Annotated in this window: 12 protein-coding genes and 4 pseudogenes; 10 read left to right on the top strand and 6 right to left on the bottom strand. The window is 70.2% G+C overall.

From position 1 onward, the window contains the following. Positions 1-213: 213 nt before the first annotated feature. The 6 genes and pseudogenes from araA to WKH84_RS11955 form a co-directional block, all read right to left on the bottom strand. Complete coding sequence (gene araA / locus WKH84_RS11980; protein WP_341853823.1) at positions 214-1,722, bottom strand: L-arabinose isomerase; 1,509 nt, start codon at positions 1,720-1,722, stop codon at positions 214-216. Positions 1,723-1,823: 101 nt separating this feature from the next. Further along, a pseudogene (locus tag WKH84_RS11975) lies at positions 1,824-2,545 on the bottom strand (L-ribulose-5-phosphate 4-epimerase). A 191-nt stretch (positions 2,546-2,736) separates the two neighbouring features. Next, a complete protein-coding gene (locus tag WKH84_RS11970) occupies positions 2,737-3,219 on the bottom strand; it encodes an FGGY-family carbohydrate kinase (protein ID WP_341856875.1) in 483 nt (160 codons plus the stop codon). Positions 3,220-3,340: 121 nt separating this feature from the next. Then, positions 3,341-3,559, bottom strand: a pseudogene (locus WKH84_RS11965) (ATPase); the annotation flags it as partial. Between the two features lie 572 nt (positions 3,560-4,131). Continuing rightward, positions 4,132-4,308, bottom strand: a complete 177-nt coding sequence (locus WKH84_RS11960) for a hypothetical protein (protein ID WP_341853822.1) — start codon at positions 4,306-4,308, stop codon at positions 4,132-4,134. A 227-nt stretch (positions 4,309-4,535) separates the two neighbouring features. Then, entirely contained in the window at positions 4,536-5,558 is a 1,023-nt protein-coding gene (locus WKH84_RS11955; RefSeq protein WP_341853821.1) for a LacI family DNA-binding transcriptional regulator, read from the bottom strand. 384 nt (positions 5,559-5,942) lie between these two features. On the opposite strand from WKH84_RS11955, the pseudogene chvE reads away from it, so the two are divergent. The 10 genes and pseudogenes from chvE (at position 5,943) to WKH84_RS11905 (ending at position 16,873) form a co-directional block, all read left to right on the top strand. Then, positions 5,943-7,096, top strand: a pseudogene (chvE, locus tag WKH84_RS11950) (multiple monosaccharide ABC transporter substrate-binding protein). A 134-nt stretch (positions 7,097-7,230) separates the two neighbouring features. Then, on the top strand, positions 7,231-8,775 hold the full coding sequence (mmsA, locus tag WKH84_RS11945; protein WP_341853820.1) for a multiple monosaccharide ABC transporter ATP-binding protein: 1,545 nt from the start codon (positions 7,231-7,233) through the stop codon (positions 8,773-8,775). Between the two features lie 9 nt (positions 8,776-8,784). Beyond that, a pseudogene (gene mmsB, locus WKH84_RS11940) lies at positions 8,785-9,967 on the top strand (multiple monosaccharide ABC transporter permease). A 354-nt stretch (positions 9,968-10,321) separates the two neighbouring features. Further along, the gene (locus tag WKH84_RS11935; RefSeq protein ID WP_341853819.1) at positions 10,322-12,655 is read left to right on the top strand and encodes an ABC transporter permease subunit; all 2,334 of its coding nucleotides are present in this window, start codon (positions 10,322-10,324) and stop codon (positions 12,653-12,655) included. A gap of 14 nt (positions 12,656-12,669) precedes the next feature. Further along, a complete protein-coding gene (locus WKH84_RS11930; protein ID WP_341853818.1) occupies positions 12,670-12,993 on the top strand; it encodes a hypothetical protein in 324 nt (107 codons plus the stop codon). 17 nt (positions 12,994-13,010) lie between these two features. Continuing rightward, a complete protein-coding gene (locus WKH84_RS11925) occupies positions 13,011-13,151 on the top strand; it encodes a hypothetical protein (RefSeq protein ID WP_341853817.1) in 141 nt (46 codons plus the stop codon). 14 nt (positions 13,152-13,165) lie between these two features. Continuing rightward, a complete protein-coding gene (locus WKH84_RS11920) occupies positions 13,166-13,570 on the top strand; it encodes a carbohydrate ABC transporter permease (RefSeq protein ID WP_341853816.1) in 405 nt (134 codons plus the stop codon). A gap of 365 nt (positions 13,571-13,935) precedes the next feature. Next, positions 13,936-15,009: an extracellular solute-binding protein gene (locus tag WKH84_RS11915; RefSeq protein WP_341853815.1), complete on the top strand. Its 1,074-nt coding sequence runs from the start codon at positions 13,936-13,938 to the stop codon at positions 15,007-15,009. Continuing rightward, positions 15,006-16,112, top strand: coding sequence for a sugar ABC transporter permease (locus WKH84_RS11910; RefSeq protein ID WP_341853814.1), 1,107 nt, complete (start codon positions 15,006-15,008; stop codon positions 16,110-16,112). The genes WKH84_RS11915 and WKH84_RS11910 overlap by 4 nt, the downstream gene beginning before the upstream one ends. Then, complete coding sequence (locus WKH84_RS11905; RefSeq protein ID WP_341853813.1) at positions 16,100-16,873, top strand: carbohydrate ABC transporter permease; 774 nt, start codon at positions 16,100-16,102, stop codon at positions 16,871-16,873. Before WKH84_RS11910 ends, WKH84_RS11905 begins: the two co-directional genes overlap by 13 nt. Positions 16,874-16,877: the final 4 nt, after the last annotated feature.

Genomic DNA, 16,877 nt, shown 5'->3' with positions numbered 1-16,877 from the left:
CAGGAAATGTACCGCCAGGACCCATGTAGGGCTCCGCACGGGTCCTGGCGGCGCAAAAGCTGTCGACCACCGGTCGACGGGGCCCGTCGGCCGGGCCCGCGCGGCCGACGGGCCAGGTCGCCCCGCGCCGACGGGCCAGGTCGCCCCGCGCCGACGGGCCGAGCCGCTCCACCCCGTCGGCCGGGTCGGAGCCCGCGCCGTCGGCCGGGCCGCTCAGAACCCCTGGGCGAGGCGGTGGAAGACCTGGTTGGTGCGCGGCTCCTGGGCGAAGGAGCGAACGGTCGTGGACTCGTCGATGATCGCGAGCTCGATGTCCGCGATCGTGGCGAGGTCCTCCCACACCTCCAGGCCCACGGCCGTGGTCATCACGGTGTGGTGGGCGGCGCCGGCGGTCAGCCAGCACTCGGCGGAGGTGGCGAAGTCCGGGGCCGGCTCCCATACGGCGCAGGCGACCGGCGGCTTCGGCGACTCCTCGTCGGGCTCGACCACCTCGACGACGTTGGCGACGAGGCGGAACCGCTCGCGCATGTCGGACAGCGCCACGACCACCGCGGGGCCCGCGTCGGCCGTGAACTTTAGGCGCACCGGGTCCTCGCGGTCCCCGATCCCCAGCGGGTGGATCTCCAGCGAGGGCTTGGCGGTGGTGAGGGCGGGGGAGACCTCGAGCATGTGCGCGCCGAGGATCTTCTCGCTGCCCGGCGTCATGTCGTAGGTGTAGTCCTCCATCAGGGAGGCGCCGCCGGGCAGGCCGTAGCCCATCACCGCGGCCACCCGCACCAGGATCGCGGTCTTCCAGTCGCCCTCGGCGCCGAAGCCGTAGCCGTCGGCCATGAGGCGCTGGACGGCCAGGCCCGGCAGCCTGGCGCGACCCGCCGAGGTCCTCGAAGTTCGTGGTGAACGCGCCGAAGCCGCCGTCCTCGAGGAAGCGGCGCAGGCCCAGCTCCTGCCGGGCGCCGTAGCGCAGCGACTCGTGGCGCTCGCCGCCGCGGCGCGCTCGGGCACCACGTCGTAGAGCTCCTCGTACTCGGCGACGAGCTCGTCTACGGCGCTCTCCTCGATCCCATCGACCACCTCGACGAGGTCGTTGACGCCCCAGGTGTTCACGGAGACGCCGAGCCGCGGCTCGGCCTCGGTCTTGTCGCCCTCGGTGACGGCGACGCCGCGCATGTTGTCGCCGAAGCGGGCGAGCTTGAGGGAGTGCATCTCCGCCCAGCCGGTCGCGGCGCGGGCCCAGCGGCCGATCTTGGCCTGCACCGTCTCGTCCGAGGCATGGCCGACCACGGTCTTGCGGTCCACGCCGAGCCGCGTAGCGATGTACCCGAACTCGCGGTCGCCGTGCGCGGCCTGGTTGAGGTTCATGAAGTCCATGTCGATCGTGGACCAGGGCGCCTCCACGTTCGCCTGCGTGTGCAGGTGCAGCAGCGGGGTGGCCAGCGCGTCGAGGCCCTGGATCCACATCTTCGCGGGGGAGAAGGTGTGCATCCAGGTGATGACGCCGACGCAGGCCGGGTCCGCGTTCGCGGCCAGCGCCACCTCGCGGATCGCGTCGCGGTCGGTGAGCACGGGCTTCCACACGATCCGCACCGGGATGTCGGAGGCGGCGTCGAGGGTCTTGGCGATGGTGCGGGACTGGGCGGCGACCTGGTCGAGAGTCTCGGGGCCGTACAGCCCCTGGTCGCCGGTGAGGAACCAGATCTCGCGGGTCTCGAAGGGGTTGTGCATGGTGCGTCCTCGTCTCTGAGTGGGATCGGTGCGGCCGAAGGGCGGCGGGTCGGTGGGAGAAGGTGGCGCAGGCGTCGGGGCGTATGCCGGACGGGCCGGCGTCAGCGCTGGCCGTAGACGTTCTGGTAGCGGTCGAAGAGGGAGTCGACGAGCGACTGCTCGATGGGCGCCGGCTCGCCGAGCTGGCGGGAGACGTGCACGGTGCGTGCCACCTCCTCGCACATCACGGCGGCCTTCACCGCGGCGCGGGCGTCCTTGCCGATGGTGAAGGGGCCGTGGTTCTGCATGAGCACGGCGGGGGAGCGGGAGCCGCGCGCGGCCTCTCGACGACGCCGCGGCCGATCGAGTCGTCGCCGATCACGGCGAAGGGGCCCACGGGGATCGGGCCGCCGAACTCGTCGGCCATCATCGTCAGCACGCAGGGGATCTCCTCCCCGCGCGCCGCCCACGCGGTCGCGTAGGTGGAGTGGGTGTGCACCACCCCGCCCACGTGGTCCATGTGCTCGTAGACGTAGGCATGGGCGGCCGTGTCCGAGGAGGGGGAGAGCGCATCGGGGGTGCCGTCGACGATCTTCGCGCCGTCGAGGGTGCACACCACCATCGTCTCGGGGGTCAGGTCGTCGTAGGAGACGCCGGAGGGCTTGATGACGAACAGGCCGGGGACGCCCTCCGGCAGATCCGGGACGCGCTCGGAGACGTTCCCGGCGGTCCACACCACCAGCTGATTGCGGGGCGGCTCGGCGTGCAGGGCGGCGACGCGCTCGCGCGTCGCGGCGACGGCGCGCTGGGCGGCGTCGGGCAGGTCGGTCAGGACCAGGGTCATGGGACTTCCTTCCGGTGCGGGGTCGGCAGTGCTGTCAACGTTCACAGATGGAGCCGAGCGCGATGCCGCCCGGTCGGCGGGCGAGGTCGGAGGCGTCCCGACGGGCCGATCTGCTGTGGTGGTGAGGTGGTCGTGACGGTCGCGCGAGCAGTCGGCCGACGGGTCGCTCCTGCGCCGCGCCGGTCGCCGGATCAGCGAAGCAGGTCCCCGGCCCGGCGGGCGAGCGGGAGCCCGCCGCGGTACGCGTCCAGCCAGGTCGTGTGGCCCTCGCGGCCGGCGCCGTCGGGGGAGCGGGTGGTGATGTCCTGGCCGGCGAAGACGACCTCGTCGAGATAGGCGCTGAGGGACTGCGCGCCACCCGCGGCGTTGGCACCCGATCCGTCGGCCGCTCCGCCGTCTGCTCCGCCGGCGGCCCCGGCGGCCCCGTCGGCCGCGGTGGTGCGGGCGGTGTGCGCGGCGAGCGCCGCCATGCCCCAGGCGCCGCCCTCGCCGGCCGACTCGCCGAGCGCGACCGGCACGCCGAGCGCGTCGGCGAGCACCTGCTGGGCGACGCCCCGGGTGCGGAAGATGCCGCCGTGGGCGTACATGACGTCCAGTCGCACGCCCTCGTCCTTCAGCAGCGCGTCCATCCCCACGGCGAGGGCTCCGAAGGCGCCGTAGAGCTGGGCGCGCATGAAGTTCTCGAGCGTGAAGCGGGCGGACTGCTCGCGCACCAGCAACCGGGCGGCCGGAGGCGACGCCTGTCTGGTGCTCGCCGGAGACGTAGTTGTAGGTCAGCACACCGCCGGCGTCGGCGTCCCCGTCGGCCCCTGCGGAGAACAGCGTCCCGTAGAGGTCCTCGGCGGACTGCGGTGCGCCGATCAGCTCCGCGAACTGCGAGAACAGGCCCAGCCAGGCGTCGAGATCGGTGGTGCAGTTGTTCGTGTGGATCATCGCGACCGGGTGGCCCGACGGCGTGGTGACCAGGTCGATCTCCTCGCGCGGCCCGGACAGCGGGCGCTCGAGGACGACCATCGCGAAGGCGCTGGTGCCGGCCGAGACGTTGCCGGTGCGGGGATCGACGGCCTGGGTGGCGACCATGCCGGTGCCGGCGTCGCCCTCGGGCGGGGCGGTGATGGCCCCGGGCTGCAGCGTCCCCGTCGGGTCCAGGAGGGCCGCGCCCTCCTCGGTGAGGTGCCCGGCGTCCTGCCCGGCGACGAGCACCTCGGGCAAGAGGTCCGGCGGCGACCAGGGCATCGCGGCGATCGGGTCGAGAGCGGAGGTGCGCTCGAGCGGCTCGGCGTCGAAGGCGTCGCCCGAGGAGCCGATCGGGAACATGCCGCTCGCGTCGCCGACGCCGAGCACCTTCTTCCCGGTGAGCTTCCAGTGCACGTAGCCGGCGAGGGTGGTGAGGAAGTCGAGGCGCTCCACGTGCTCCTCGCCCTGCTGCACGGCGTGCAGGAGGTGGGAGATGCTCCACCGCAGGGGGATGTTCTGCGCGAGCGTCTCGCTGAGCGGCGCCGCGGCCTCGGTGGTGAAGGTGTTGCGCCAGGTACGGAACTCGGCGAGTCGCTCGCCGTCTGCGTCGAGCGCGAGATAGCCGTGCATCATCGCGGAGATGCCGAGGCCGCCGAGGGTCGTGAGCTCCGTGCCGTGCGCGCGCGCACCTCGCGGGCGAGGTCGGCGTAGCAGTCGCTGACCCCGGCCCACACCGCGTCCAGCGAGTAGGTCCAGATCTCGCCCACCAGCTCGTTCTCCCAGGCATGGGAGCCGGTGGCGAGCACGGTGCCGGTGCCGTCGACCAGGGCGGCCTTGATGCGGGTGGAGCCCAGCTCGATCCCGAGATGGGCACCGCCGTCGGCGATCAGGGCCGCGGCGTCCTCCCTCCGGGTGCGGGGGAGGGGGGCTGGGCGGGGGACACGTCAGCGTGCGTCATGGGGTCACTGAACCAGGTCTTCGACCGCTCTGTCAACGTTCACATCGCAGAGCCCGACTCCCGGACAGGGGCCGCTCAGTGGGTCCGCTCGGGGCGGGTCGAGCGGCGCACCACCAGGCGCGGCGACAGGGGCGGCGGGGGAGGGCCGGGATCCTCCGGATCCTCCAGCAGTTCCAGCGACCGGTGCGGCGCGAGCCGGCCCAGCTCCGCGAAGGGCTGGGAGACCGTGGTCAGCGAGGGGAGCAGGTACTCCGCGCCGACGGTGTCGTCGAAGCCCGCCACGGCGACGTCCACCGGCACGCGCGCGCCGTGCTCGTGCGGCGCGTGCGGCGCCCCGATCGCCATCATGTCGTTCGCCGCGAAGATCGCCTCCGGCACGCCGCCCGCGAGTAGGGCGCGCGTCAGCTCGTACCCGGACCTCGGCGTCCAGTCGCCGGGCGCGGTCGTCGTCCCGTCCAGGCCCAGCTCCGCGGTCGCCTCGCGGAAGCCGTCGAGGCGGGCGCGGGCGTCGTACCAGTCCGTCGGGCCGGCCAGGTGGGCGACCGAGCGCACGCCCGTGCGTGCGAGGTGCTCGACCACCGCATGCGCGCCGAGGCGCTGGTCCACGCCCACGACCTGGGTGGACGCGGTCGCAGGGGGTCGCGCGGAGACGGCGAGGACGGGGATCGTGGAGGCCGCCGCCGCGACCACCGGTCGCATCCCCTCGTGCGCCGCGACCACGAGGATCCCGTCGACGCCCGAGCCGATCAGCTCGGCGCCGGGCGTCGCCCCCGCAGGGTCCCCGGGGCGGACCGTCGTCAGCGGCACCGAGTAGCCAGCCTCGCGGGTCGCGGCCTCGATCGCGGTGACCGTCTCGGAGGGGCCGAACAGCGAGGAGCCGTCGGTGAGCAGGCCGATCTGCGAGGAGCGGGTGGTCTTCAGGGCGCGGGCGGCGCGGTTCGGGGTGTAGCCGGTCTCCGCGATCGCCGCGAGCACCCGCTCCCGGGTCTCGGGGCGGACGATGCCGGGCTGGTTGAGCACGCGGGAGACCGTCTGGTACGAGACCCCGGCGCGGCCTGCGACGTCGGCCATCGACGGGCGGCGCGTCGCTGGACTCATGGCGTCCTCCTCGCGGACGGTCGGTGGAGCGGCACTCTACAGGGCGATGACCTGCGCGGATCGCCCGGTCCGAGCTCGGCGGGCAGTGGTGACGGGCGCTCCCGGCAAGGTGCGGCGCGGGGCGCGATCGGCGGCGTTGCGGCATCGTGACCCGCGGTGTGGTGGTGTCGGTTGACACGCGACTCGATGTGAACGTTATCATCCTGGCGACCGATGCCATCGAGGGCATCGGTCGAATCGGACGCGGGGCCGCTGTCGGCCCGACGTCCACGCCGACGAACGGCCGGTCCCCACGGCGAAGGTGCCCGAGGGAGCCGATGTGCCGCACGCGGTGTCCCGCTCCCGATGAGGGGAGCGGGCGGAGATTTCGACGAGGAGAGATCCATGCACAACCGCAGAAGCTTCATCCTGGGCGGCACCGCCGCCGCGGCGCCGCTCGGCCTCGCGGCCTGCGGCGGGACCGGCGCCGGCTCCGGCGGCCCCGACCCCGACGCCGCCCCCGAGGACCAGACCGTCGGCGTCGCCATGCCGACCCAGACCTACGAGCGCTGGGTCGCCGACGGCAACAACATCAAGAAGGGCCTGGAGGACAAGGGCTTCACCGTCGACATGCAGTACGCCGACGATGACATCCCCACCCAGCAGCAGCAGATCGACCAGATGATCAACTCCGGCGTCGCCGTCTTGCTGATCGCCTCGATCGACGGCGCCTCGCTCTCCTCGCAGCTCGACGCCGCCGAGGCCGCCGGCATCCCCGTGATCGCCTACGACCGCCTGCTCACCGACAACGAGAACGTCGACTTCTACGTCACCTTCGACAACTACAAGGTGGGCGTGAACCAGGCCAACGCGCTCCTGTTCGGCCTGGGAATGCTCGACGAGTCCTTCGAGCCCGCGGCCGATGCTCCCGAGGGCCCGCTGAACGTCGAGCTGTTCGCCGGCTCGCTGGACGACAACAACGCCCACCTGTTCTGGAAGGGCGCGATCGACACCCTGCGGCCCTACTTCGACGAGGGCACCCTGAAGGTCCTCTCGGGGCAGATGGAGATCGAGCAGGCCGCCACCCAGCGCTGGGAGCAGGAGACCGCGCAGAAGCGCATGGAGAACCTCCTGACCACCCACTACAACGGCGGCGAGGAGCTCGCCGGCGTGCTCGCCCCGGCCGATCCGCTCTCGCGCGGCATCATCAACGCCCTGCAGAACGCGGGCCTCGGCCCCACCATCGAGGAGGGCCTGCCGATCGTCACCGGCCAGGACGCCGAGATCGCCTCGATCAAGCTGATCGCCGACGGGGTCCAGTCCTCCACGATCTTCAAGGACACCCGCAAGCTCGCCGAGCAGGCGATCGTCGCGGCCGAGTCGATCCTGAACGGCGAGGAGCCCGAGGCGAACGACACCGAGACCTATGACAACGGCGTGGTCGTCGTCCCCTCCTACCTGCTCGAGGTGCAGATGGTGCTTTGCAGAGCAACTACGAGGAGATCATGGTCGACTCCGGCTACTACACGGCGGAGCAGGTGGAGTCCGGCCAGCTCTGACGCCGTCCGCCGACGTCGCGCCGAGGAACGAGGCGGCAGGAGGCGGACCCAGAACTGCTGAGAAGCACCGAACCACCGGTGGGGTCCCGGCGCGCCGTCGTGCCGTCGGGACCCCCTGCCCGAAGGAGGTCCCCGTGGCCGAGAACATCCTCGAGATGCGGTCCATCACCAAACGCTTCCCCGGCGTCGTCGCCCTGAAGGACGTGTCCCTGACCGTCGGCGAGGGGGAGATCCACGCGATCTGCGGCGAGAACGGCGCCGGCAAGTCCACGCTCATGAAGGTCCTCTCGGGCGTCGAGCCCGCCGGCACCTACGAGGGCGAGATCCACTACCGCGGACGCCCCGTCAGCTTCGCGAGCATCAACGACTCCGAGGACGAGGGGATCGTGATCATCCATCAGGAGCTCGCGCTCATCCCCCACCTCTCCATCGCGGAGAACATCTTCCTCGGCAACGAGCAGAGCCGCGGCGGCGTCATCAGCTGGCACGAGACCAACGCCCGCGCCGCCGAGCTGCTCGAGCGCGTGGGGCTGAAGGAGAAGCCCGTCACCCCCGTCGGCCAGCTGGGCGTGGGCAAGCAGCGGCTCGTCGAGATCGCCAAGGCGCTCTCGAAGGACGTGAGCCTGCTGATCCTCGACGAGCCCACCGCCGCCCTGAACGACGACGACTCCGAGCACCTGCTCGGGCTGATCCGCGACCTGCGCGAGAAGAGCGGCGTCACCAGCATCATCATCTCCCACAAGCTCGGGGAGATCGCCGCGGTCGCCGACGCCACCACCGTGATCCGCGACGGCTCCACGATCGAGACGATCGACATGCGCGTGCCCGAGCAGGAGCGGGGCACGCTCGTCCCGCGGATCATCCGCGGCATGGTCGGGCGCGACATCGACAGCCTCTACCCCGAGCGGACGGCCGAGATCGGCGAGGAGATCCTGCGGATCGAGGACTGGCACGTCGGCCACCCCACCCAGCCCGGCCGCGTCGTCGTGGACGGGGCGTCGCTGACCGTCCGCGCCGGCGAGGTCGTCGGCATCGCGGGGCTGATGGGCGCCGGCCGCACCGAGCTCGCCATGAGCGTGTTCGGCCGGTCCTACGGCCGCGACATCTCCGGCCGCGCCCTCATCCACGGCAAGGAGGTGCGGCTGCGCTCGGTCGCCGACGCGATCGACGCCGGCATCGCCTACGTCTCCGAGGACCGCAAGCGGTACGGGCTGAACCTGATCCAGGACATCCGCACCAACATCACCGCCGCAGCGCTGACGAAGATCCGCACGGGCGGCTGGCTGAACGGCAACGAGGAGATCGCGGTCGCCGAGCGCTACCGCTCCTCGCTGAACATCAAGACGCCGACGGTCATGGCGACCGTCGGCAAGCTCTCGGGCGGCAACCAGCAGAAGGTCGTGCTCAGCAAGTGGCTGTACACCGAGCCGGACCTGCTGATCCTCGACGAGCCCACCCGCGGCGTCGACGTCGGCGCCAAGTTCGAGATCTACACGATCATCAACCAGCTCGCCGAGGCGGGCAAGGCCATCATCGTCATCTCCTCGGAGCTTCCCGAGGTGATGGGGCTGGCCGATCGCATCTTTACGCTGTCCGCGGGCCGGGTCACCGGCGAGGTCGCCGCCCAGGACGCCACCCAGGAGCGCCTCATGGAGCTCATGACCATGGAGAGGGAGTGAGCGCGGCTCATGGCCGGGACTTCTGACATCAAGGAGCCGCTCACGCGCAACCTGCGCACCAGCGGCATCTACATCGCGTTCGTGTTCATCATCCTGCTGTTCACGATCCTCACCGGCGGCCAGCCGCTCAGCCCCGGCAACCTCACGAACCTCGTCCTGCAGTACTCCTACATCCTGATCCTCGCCATCGGCATGGTGCTGATCATCGTGGGCGGGCACATCGACCTCTCCGTCGGCTCGGTGGTCGCGCTGACCGGCGCGGTCGCGGCCGTGGTGGTGATCGGCAACGGCCTGCCCTGGTGGCTGGGCGTGCTCGCCGCGCTCGGCACCGGCGTGCTGGTGGGGATCTGGCAGGGCTTCTGGGTCGCCTACGTGGGGATCCCCGCGTTCATCGTGACCCTGGCCGGCATGCTCATCTTCCGCGGCCTGACCATGCAGGTGCTCGGCAACGTGTCGCTCTCGCCGTTCCCGCAGGAGTACCAGTTCATCTCCGGCGGCTTCCTCAACGGACTGCTGGGCGGCCAGGGCTTCGACGCCTTCACCCTGTTCCTCGCCGCCGCGCTGGTGGTCGTCTTCGCGATCCAGGAGTACCGCGGACGCCTCGCGAAGCTGAGGTACAAGCAGAGAGGTCGAGGCGTTCCCGCTGTTCTGGGTGAAGATCGCCGCGGTCGCGGTCGTGGTCATTGCCTTCGCCTGGCGGCTCGCGCACTCGCGCGGCCTGCCGGTGGTGCTGATCCTGCTGGCGGCGCTGGTGCTGGTCTACGGCTTCATCAGCCAGCGCACGATCGTCGGCCGGCACATCTACGCCATGGGCGGCAACCTCCAGGCCGCGAAGCTCTCCGGCGTGAAGGTCCGCCGCGTGAACATGTGGCTGTTCATCAACATGGGCCTGCTCTCCGCGGTCGCGGGCATCGTCTACTCGGCCCGCTCGAACTCGGCCCAGCCCGGCGCGGGCAACATGTTCGAGCTCGACGCGATCGCCGCGGCCTTCATCGGCGGCGCGGCCGTGACCGGCGGCATCGGCAAGGTGCACGGTGCGATCATCGGCGGCCTGATCATGGCGGTCATGTCCAACGGCATGCAGATCATGGGCATCGACCAGTCCACCCAGTCCGTGGTGCGCGGCGTGGTGTCGCTGATCGCGGTCGCCTTCGACGTCTGGAACAAGAAGCGCTCGCAGGCCGGCGCCTGAGCTCGACCGGATCCCCCGGTCGACGTACCCGCCGACCGAGGTCTCCGTGCACACCCCGGGCACCCTTCCAGCGAGGGGTCCGGGGCTTCGTGCTGCCCGGAAAAGGTGCTGGTCAAAGCATATTTCGGGGTGTCGTGATGGGGTGTCGACAGATCATTGCGCCACGTTGTACAACGATGTAATCTCACTGGTGAGTCAGGCCACCCCGGCCACGGCGCGGTGACGCGGCGGAGACCGTCCTCCGCCGCACCGTCCCGAGGCCCGTGCGCACCACGGCGCGGAGCCGTGGCGGCACCGCTCCCGCCCGCGCGGCCCCCGGCCCACCCGGCAGTCCGATCCCGATGGAGTGATGAGATGAGCAGTCGTCCACCCCGCTCAGCCCCCACCCGCCCCGCGGCCACCGCGGGGATCAGTCGACGCCGGTCGCTGGGCGCCGGAGCGCTCGCCGCCGCGGCCGTGCCGCTGGCCGGTCGCTCCACCCCCCTGGGGGCCGGGCTCCTGGGCACAGAGCTGAACCCCGACACGCTGGTCTACTGGAACCTCTTCGGCGGCGGCGACGGCGTGCGCATGCAGGACATGCAACAGGGCTACCGGGATCGCTTCGGCCCCGGGTCCCTGCAGGCCACCACACTCACCTGGGGCAATCCGTACTACTCGAAGCTGACTCTGGCCACCGTCGGCAACCAGCCTCCCGATGTCGCGGTCGCCCACCTCACTCGCGCCAAGCCGCTGTGGAGCGGCGGGTCGCTGGACGCGATCACCGAGGAGGACCTCGCCGGGGTCGGGCTCTCCTCCGCGGACTTCAACGCCCAGGCCTGGGACACTCAGCGCACCGACGGCCAGAACATCGCGATTCCGCTGGACACGCACCCGTTCACGCTCTTCTACCACAGGGAGGTGTGTGAGCAGGCCGGTCTGCTCGACGGCGATGGACTGCTCGTGGACCTCACCGGGCTGGACAGGTTCGAGGAGGCGCCGCAGGAGATCAGCGCCGTCACCGGCGGTACCGCGATCACTGTCGCGAACGTGGCCGAGACCGCGACCCCGTGGCGCTTCTTCTGGACCCTCTACAACCAGCTCGAGGGCGCCACGCCCTTCCTGTCCGACGACGGCGCGACCATCAGTGTGGACGAGTCGCTCTTCCTCGAGGTGACCGGGACGATCCAGCGCTGGGTGGAGCAGGGGTGGCTCAACAGCGCCCTGGACTATGCCACCTCCCAGACCCAGATGTTCACCGGCAACGCCGGGTTCTACCTCCAGGGGGAATGGGAGATCGCCACCGCTCAGTCCATCGAGGGGCTGGATTTCGGGATGGCGCCGATCCCGCGACTTTTCGACGTCCCGGCCGTCCAGGCCGACTCCCATACCTTCATCCTTCCGCGCAAGGAGCGCTCCCCCGAGCAGCCGCCGGCAGGCGATGGAGTTCATCAAGACGATGCTCGAGCAGAGCCTGGTCTGGGCCGAAGGCGGGCACATCCCCGCCTACCTGCCCACCGCGGAGAGCGAGGAGTACCTCGCCCTGGAGCCCCAGCGGTTCTACTCGGGCGCCGCGGACTACGCGGTCTACGACGACCCCGCCTGGTACGGCGGCTCCGGCTCGACCTTCGAGGACACCGTCGGGGCACAGCTGGGGCTCGTCCAGCAGGGTGCGCTCACCCCCGAGCAGGCACTGGCCGCGATCCGGAACCAGCTCGCGACCTACACCTCGACCCCCAGCCCGCTCTGACCCGGAAGGCACAGCTCATGACCACGATGTCTCCCACCGCGCCGCCGGCAGGACGGGCGCAGGGCACGCGCTCCCGCCCCGGCGGCGCGGTGACCCGCCGCACCCCGCAGGCCTGGCTGTTCCTCGCCCCGTTCGCCGTGACCTATCTGGCCTTCATGGTCGGTCCCATGGTCTGGATGTTCGTGGCGAGCTTCTTCAACACCTCGACCGTCCGCCCCGGACTGGGCTCGTTCGCGGGCCTGGACAACTACCTGGAGATGTTCGGTCGCGACGACTTCTGGTCCTCTCTGTGGCACACGCTCCAGTTCACCCTCTACACCGTGCCGCCGCTGGTAGTGCTGTCCTTCGTCCTGGCCGTGCTCACCAACCGCATGAAGCACGGCCAGTGGTTCTTCCGCCTGGCGTTCTTCCTGCCGTTCATCCTGCCCTCGGCGACGATAGCCCTGATCTGGGTCTTCATCTTCACGCCGAGCTCCGGGCTGTGGTCGCTGCCGGCGTCGCTGGTGGGCATGGACCCGGGCGCCGGGATCCTCTCCAGCCCGAACACCGCGATGATCGGCATCGCGATCGCGACCGTGTGGTGGACGATCGGGTTCAACTTCGTGCTGTACCTGGCCGGTCTGCAGGAGATCCCCCGCGAGCTGTACGAGGCGGCCGCCGTCGACGGAGCCTCGCCCTGGCGAAGAGATCCGCCGCGTCACCATCCCGCTGCTGAACCGGACCACGGGCCTGGTGATCCTGCTGCAGATCATCGCAAGCCTGAAGATCTTCGACCAGGTGTTCCTGATGACCAACGGCGGTCCGGGCATCTCGACGCAGGTCTCCCTCGGCCTCATCACGAACACGGCGTTCACGGACAACCGGGTCGGCGCGGCATCGGCCGCGTCGGTTCTGCTGTTCCTCATCATCGTGGTGATCGCCGTCCTCCAGCAGATCGTCAGCCGCATCGGCTCCACGCGTGAGGAGGCCTCCTGACATGGCCACGACCGAGACCCGACTCCCCGTCCGCACCGGCATCTCCGGTGCGGCCCCGGCCCCGCGCATGCAGGCCAGCGGCAAGACCTTCACCAGGGTCACCGGCATCTTCCTGATCGTCGCCGCGATCCTCTGGCTGATCCCGAGCCTGTTCGCCATCAAGACCTCCCTGACCGACAACGGCGTGGCCGCCCTCGGCGCCCAGGAGATCCTCACGGACCTAAGCCCCACGCTCGAGTCCTATGTCGCCCTGCTTTGCGGCAGGGTGACATCTGGAACTGGTACCTCTCCAGCTTCCTTACCTCGATCGTCACCGCGGCGCTGACGCTCCTGTTCGCGTCGATGGCGGCATTCGCGCTCTCGCGCCTCGAGTTCCGGGGACGGGCCGCGATCTACCTGCTGATCATCATCGGTCTGATGATCCCGACCCAGGTGCTCATCGTTCCGCTGTTCGAGGAGCCGCGGATCTTGCGCAGCCGCTGAACACCTACTGGGCCGTGATCCTCCCGCAGATCCCGTCGGTCATCGCCGTTTTCATCTTCAAGCAGTTCTTCGACGGGATCCCGCGAGAGCTCGAGGAGGCCGCCCGTGTCGACGGTGCCGGGCTGTGGCGGATCTACTGGGGCGTGATCATGCCGCTGTCGCGTCCGGTGATCGCGGCGGTCGCGATCCTCACCTTCGTGTGGACCTGGAACAACCTGCTGCCGCCGCTGTTCGTGCTGTCGAATCCGAACCTGATGACCATCCCGGTGGGCCTGGCCACGGTCCAGGGCGACTTCGGCCTGCGCTACGCGGACATCCAGGCCGGTGCCATCCTCGCGGCGCTCCCGCTGGTGGTGCTGTACATGTTCTTCCAGCGACAGATCGTCGAGGGCGTGACGGGTTCAGGCCTGAAGGGCTGAACCGCGCACAGGCGCACCGACGTCGGTCCCTCCCGCATCTGTTGCAGAGATGTGATGCAGGGCACTCTTTACAACGTTAAACTTGGGTCAGCACCGCGACGGCGCGGTCTTGCGTCGCCCCGACGACGACCTGGCACATCACAGGAGATGGCTATGACCCGCAACGCTGCTCTTCCCGGCTCCCCCGATCCCGCCGGCTCTCCCGGCGCGGCGCCCTCGGCCTCGGCGGCGTCGCCCTCGCCGGCGGCACGCTCGCCGCGTGCGGCGGTAACACCGGCGGCCTCACCGACACCGGCGGAGGCGGTGGTGGCGAGACGCTCTCGCAGTGGTACCACCAGTACGGCGAGGACGGCACGCAGGAGGCCGTGAAGAAGTATGTCGAGGGGTACGACAAGGCGACGGTGAACGTCAACTGGGTCACCGGCGACTACGCGGCGCGGCTCTCCACCGCGCCGCTCTCCGGCGGCGGCGTGGACGTGTTCGAGAACAACGCCATCGCCGTGGACCAGGCCGAGCAGGGCCGCTACGTCGACCTCACCGACGTCATGGAGCCGGTCAAGGACCAGTTCAACGAGGCGTCCCTCGGACCCGTCACGATCGACGGCAAGATCTGGGGCATCCCGATGATCCTTGATCCCCAGCACTTCTACTACCGCAAGAGCCTGTTCGAGAAGGCTGGCATCCAGCCGCCGGAGACCTGGGACGACCTCGTCGCCGCCGCCACCGAGCTCACGACGCCCGACCAGAAGGGCCTGTTCCTCGGCAACAACTTCGATGCGAACTCCTGGGCGATGGTCTGGGCGGCCGGCGGCTCCCCGATGAACGAGGCGAAGGATGCCGTCGCCTACAACACGCCCGGCTACGCCGAGGGGCTCGGCGCCGTCCAGCAGATGATCGAGGACGGGGTGCTGCTGACCGGCGCGCCCTCGGACTGGGCCGATCCCGCGGCCTTCGCCGCCGGGCTCTCCGCGATCACCTGGGGCGGCCGCTGGGCGCCGCCGGCCCTCGAGGAGCAACTGGACGACATCGGCGTCTTCCCCCATCCCGCCGTCGGCGCGGACGGGCGCCAGGTCGCGTTCATGGGCTCGTGGAACGAGCAGGTCGCCGGCAACAGCGAGAAGATCGACGCGGCCAAGGAGTTCGCGAAGTGGCTGTGGATCGATCAGACCGAGTCCCAGACCGACTGGGCGCTCAGCTACGGCTTCCACATCCCGCCGATCACCGCCGTGGCCGAGCAGGCCGAGGCGCTCAAGGAGGGCAACGGCCTCGAGATCGCGACCATGGCCAAGGACATGGGCGTGACCGGCCCGCCCGAGTGGACCGGTGACATCAGCACCCCGCACTCGGACGCGGTCAGCAACATCCTCAAGAACGGCGCCGACCCCGCCGAGGAGCTGGCGAAGGCCGAGGAGGCCAGCAACCGGGCGATCGGGTCGTGAGCGCCTCGACCGAGGTGCGGGCCGCCGCCCCGGCGCGAGCGGCCCGCACCGGTCCCACCAGGATCAAGGGCAGCGGCCTCGCGTTCTGGCTGTTCTTCACCCCGTTCCTGGTGGGCCTGCTCGTCTTCACGATCCTGCCGCTGATCTGGGGCGGGACCCTGAGCCTGTTCGAGGCGCGCGGCACCGTCTTGCCCACGAAGTTCATCGGCCTGGACAACTTCCGCGGCTTCCTCGTCGACACGGCGTTCCTGCAGTCCCTGCGCACCTTCATCGTCTTCGCACTGTTCATCGTGCCGGTGACGATGGCGTCCTCGCTGGCCCTTGCGGTGCTGGTCAACGGCCTGCCGCGCTTCCAGATGTTCTTTCGCTCGGTGTTCTTCCTGCCCACCGCCTGCAGCTACGTCGTCGCCTGCGTGGTGTGGCGGCTGTCGCTGTTCAACGGCCTGGAGTCCGGTGTGGTCAACCAGGTCCTCGGCGTCCTCGGGATGGAGTCGGTCTCCTCCTGGCTCTCCGCCTCCCCGTACTGGTGGATCGTGCTGGTCAGCGTGCGGCTCTGGTCGCAGGTCGGCTTCTACATCTTGCTGTTCCTCGCAGGCCTGCAGGCGATCCCCACCCAGCTGTACGAGGCGGCGGCGGTGGACGGGCTCAGCCCCGGCGGGTTCCGCATGTTCCGCCTGATCACCCTGCCGCAGCTGCGCACCACCTCCGCGGCGGTGCTGCTGCTCCTGCTCATCGCGGCCTTCCAGGCCTTCGACGAGTTCTACAACCTCACCGGCAACAACCCCGAGACGCGGCCGCCGCTGGTGTACCTGTACAACATCGCGCTCGGGCCGCGAGCAGGACTTCGGTCGCGGCTCGGCCGGCGCCCTGGTGCTCACCGCGATCATGGTGATCGCCGGGTCGCTGCAGACGTGGCTGGTGGGCTTCGGGTCCGACGACGACCGGCGCGGCGGACGCTTCGGTCTCCTGCGCAGGTCGCTGCGTCGGCCCGCGGTCACCCCGCAGGAGGGAGCGCGATGACCGCCCAGCGCACATCGTCGGTCAGCGGCGCAGCGGCGCCGGGCGCGTCCTGCGCTATGCCGTCGCCTCCGTGCTCGCGCTGATCTTCCTGATCCCGTTCTACGCGATGGTGAAGACTGCCCTGTCCACGAACGAGGAGATCTACTCGCAGGACTTCGTGTTCTGGCCGAGCGACCCGCAGTGGCGCCGGATCCCCGAGCTGTTCGCGGACCCGCGCTATCTCGATGCGCTCATGAACTCGGCGATCATGGCGGTGGTCTCCACCTCGCTGTCGATCCTCATCGCCTCGCTCGCGGGCTATGCGCTCGTGCGCATCCCGAACCGGGCCGCGAAGCCGATGTTCACCCTGGTCATCGTGGTGCTGCTGGTCCCGGCGACCACGGCGTTCGTCCCGAACTTCATCATCGTCGCGTCGCTGGGCTGGATCGGGACGCCGCAGGGCCTCATCGTCCCGGGCCTGTTCAGTGCGTTCAACGTGTTCCTGTTCCGGCAGTTCTACGTGAACTTCCCCCGGGAGATCGAGGAGGCCGCGTACATCGACGGCGCGGGATTCTTCCGCACCTTCTTCCGAGTGGTCTTCCCCAACACCCTGCCGTTCGCCTCCGCGCTGACCGTGCTGGGGCTCATCGGCTCCTGGAACGCGTTCCTGTGGCCGCTGGTGGTCGCCGGCGACGGGCAGAACGCGATGACGGTGCAGATCTACCTGTCCTCCTTCCTCACCGCGCAGACCTTCGACTACGGGGGCCTGTTCATGGCGGCGACGGTGAGCCTCATCCCGGTGCTTTGCTGGTGTTCTTCGTGCTCCAGCGCTACCTGGTGGCGGGCATCGCGGCGACGGGCCTAAAGGG

The sequence above is a fragment of the Brachybacterium sp. GPGPB12 genome (assembly GCF_038396325.1).
Taxonomy (GTDB): Bacteria; Actinomycetota; Actinomycetes; order Actinomycetales; family Dermabacteraceae; genus Brachybacterium; species Brachybacterium conglomeratum.
This window is presented reverse-complemented; position numbering and strand designations above follow the sequence as displayed.

Excerpts from the sequence above, each read along its gene's own strand:
- araA (WP_341853823.1), bottom strand. The coding sequence starts at position 1,722 with ATGCACAACCCCTTCGAGACCCGCGAGATCTGGTTCCTCACCGGCGAC.
- WKH84_RS11970 (WP_341856875.1), bottom strand. The coding sequence starts at position 3,219 with ATGCGCGCCCAGCTCTACGGCGCCTTCGGAGCCCTCGCCGTGGGGATG.
- WKH84_RS11955 (WP_341853821.1), bottom strand. The coding sequence starts at position 5,558 with ATGAGTCCAGCGACGCGCCGCCCGTCGATGGCCGACGTCGCAGGCCGC.
- WKH84_RS11935 (WP_341853819.1), top strand. The coding sequence starts at position 10,322 with ATGAGCAGTCGTCCACCCCGCTCAGCCCCCACCCGCCCCGCGGCCACC.
- WKH84_RS11930 (WP_341853818.1), top strand. The coding sequence starts at position 12,670 with ATGGCCACGACCGAGACCCGACTCCCCGTCCGCACCGGCATCTCCGGT.
- WKH84_RS11925 (WP_341853817.1), top strand. The coding sequence starts at position 13,011 with ATGGCGGCATTCGCGCTCTCGCGCCTCGAGTTCCGGGGACGGGCCGCG.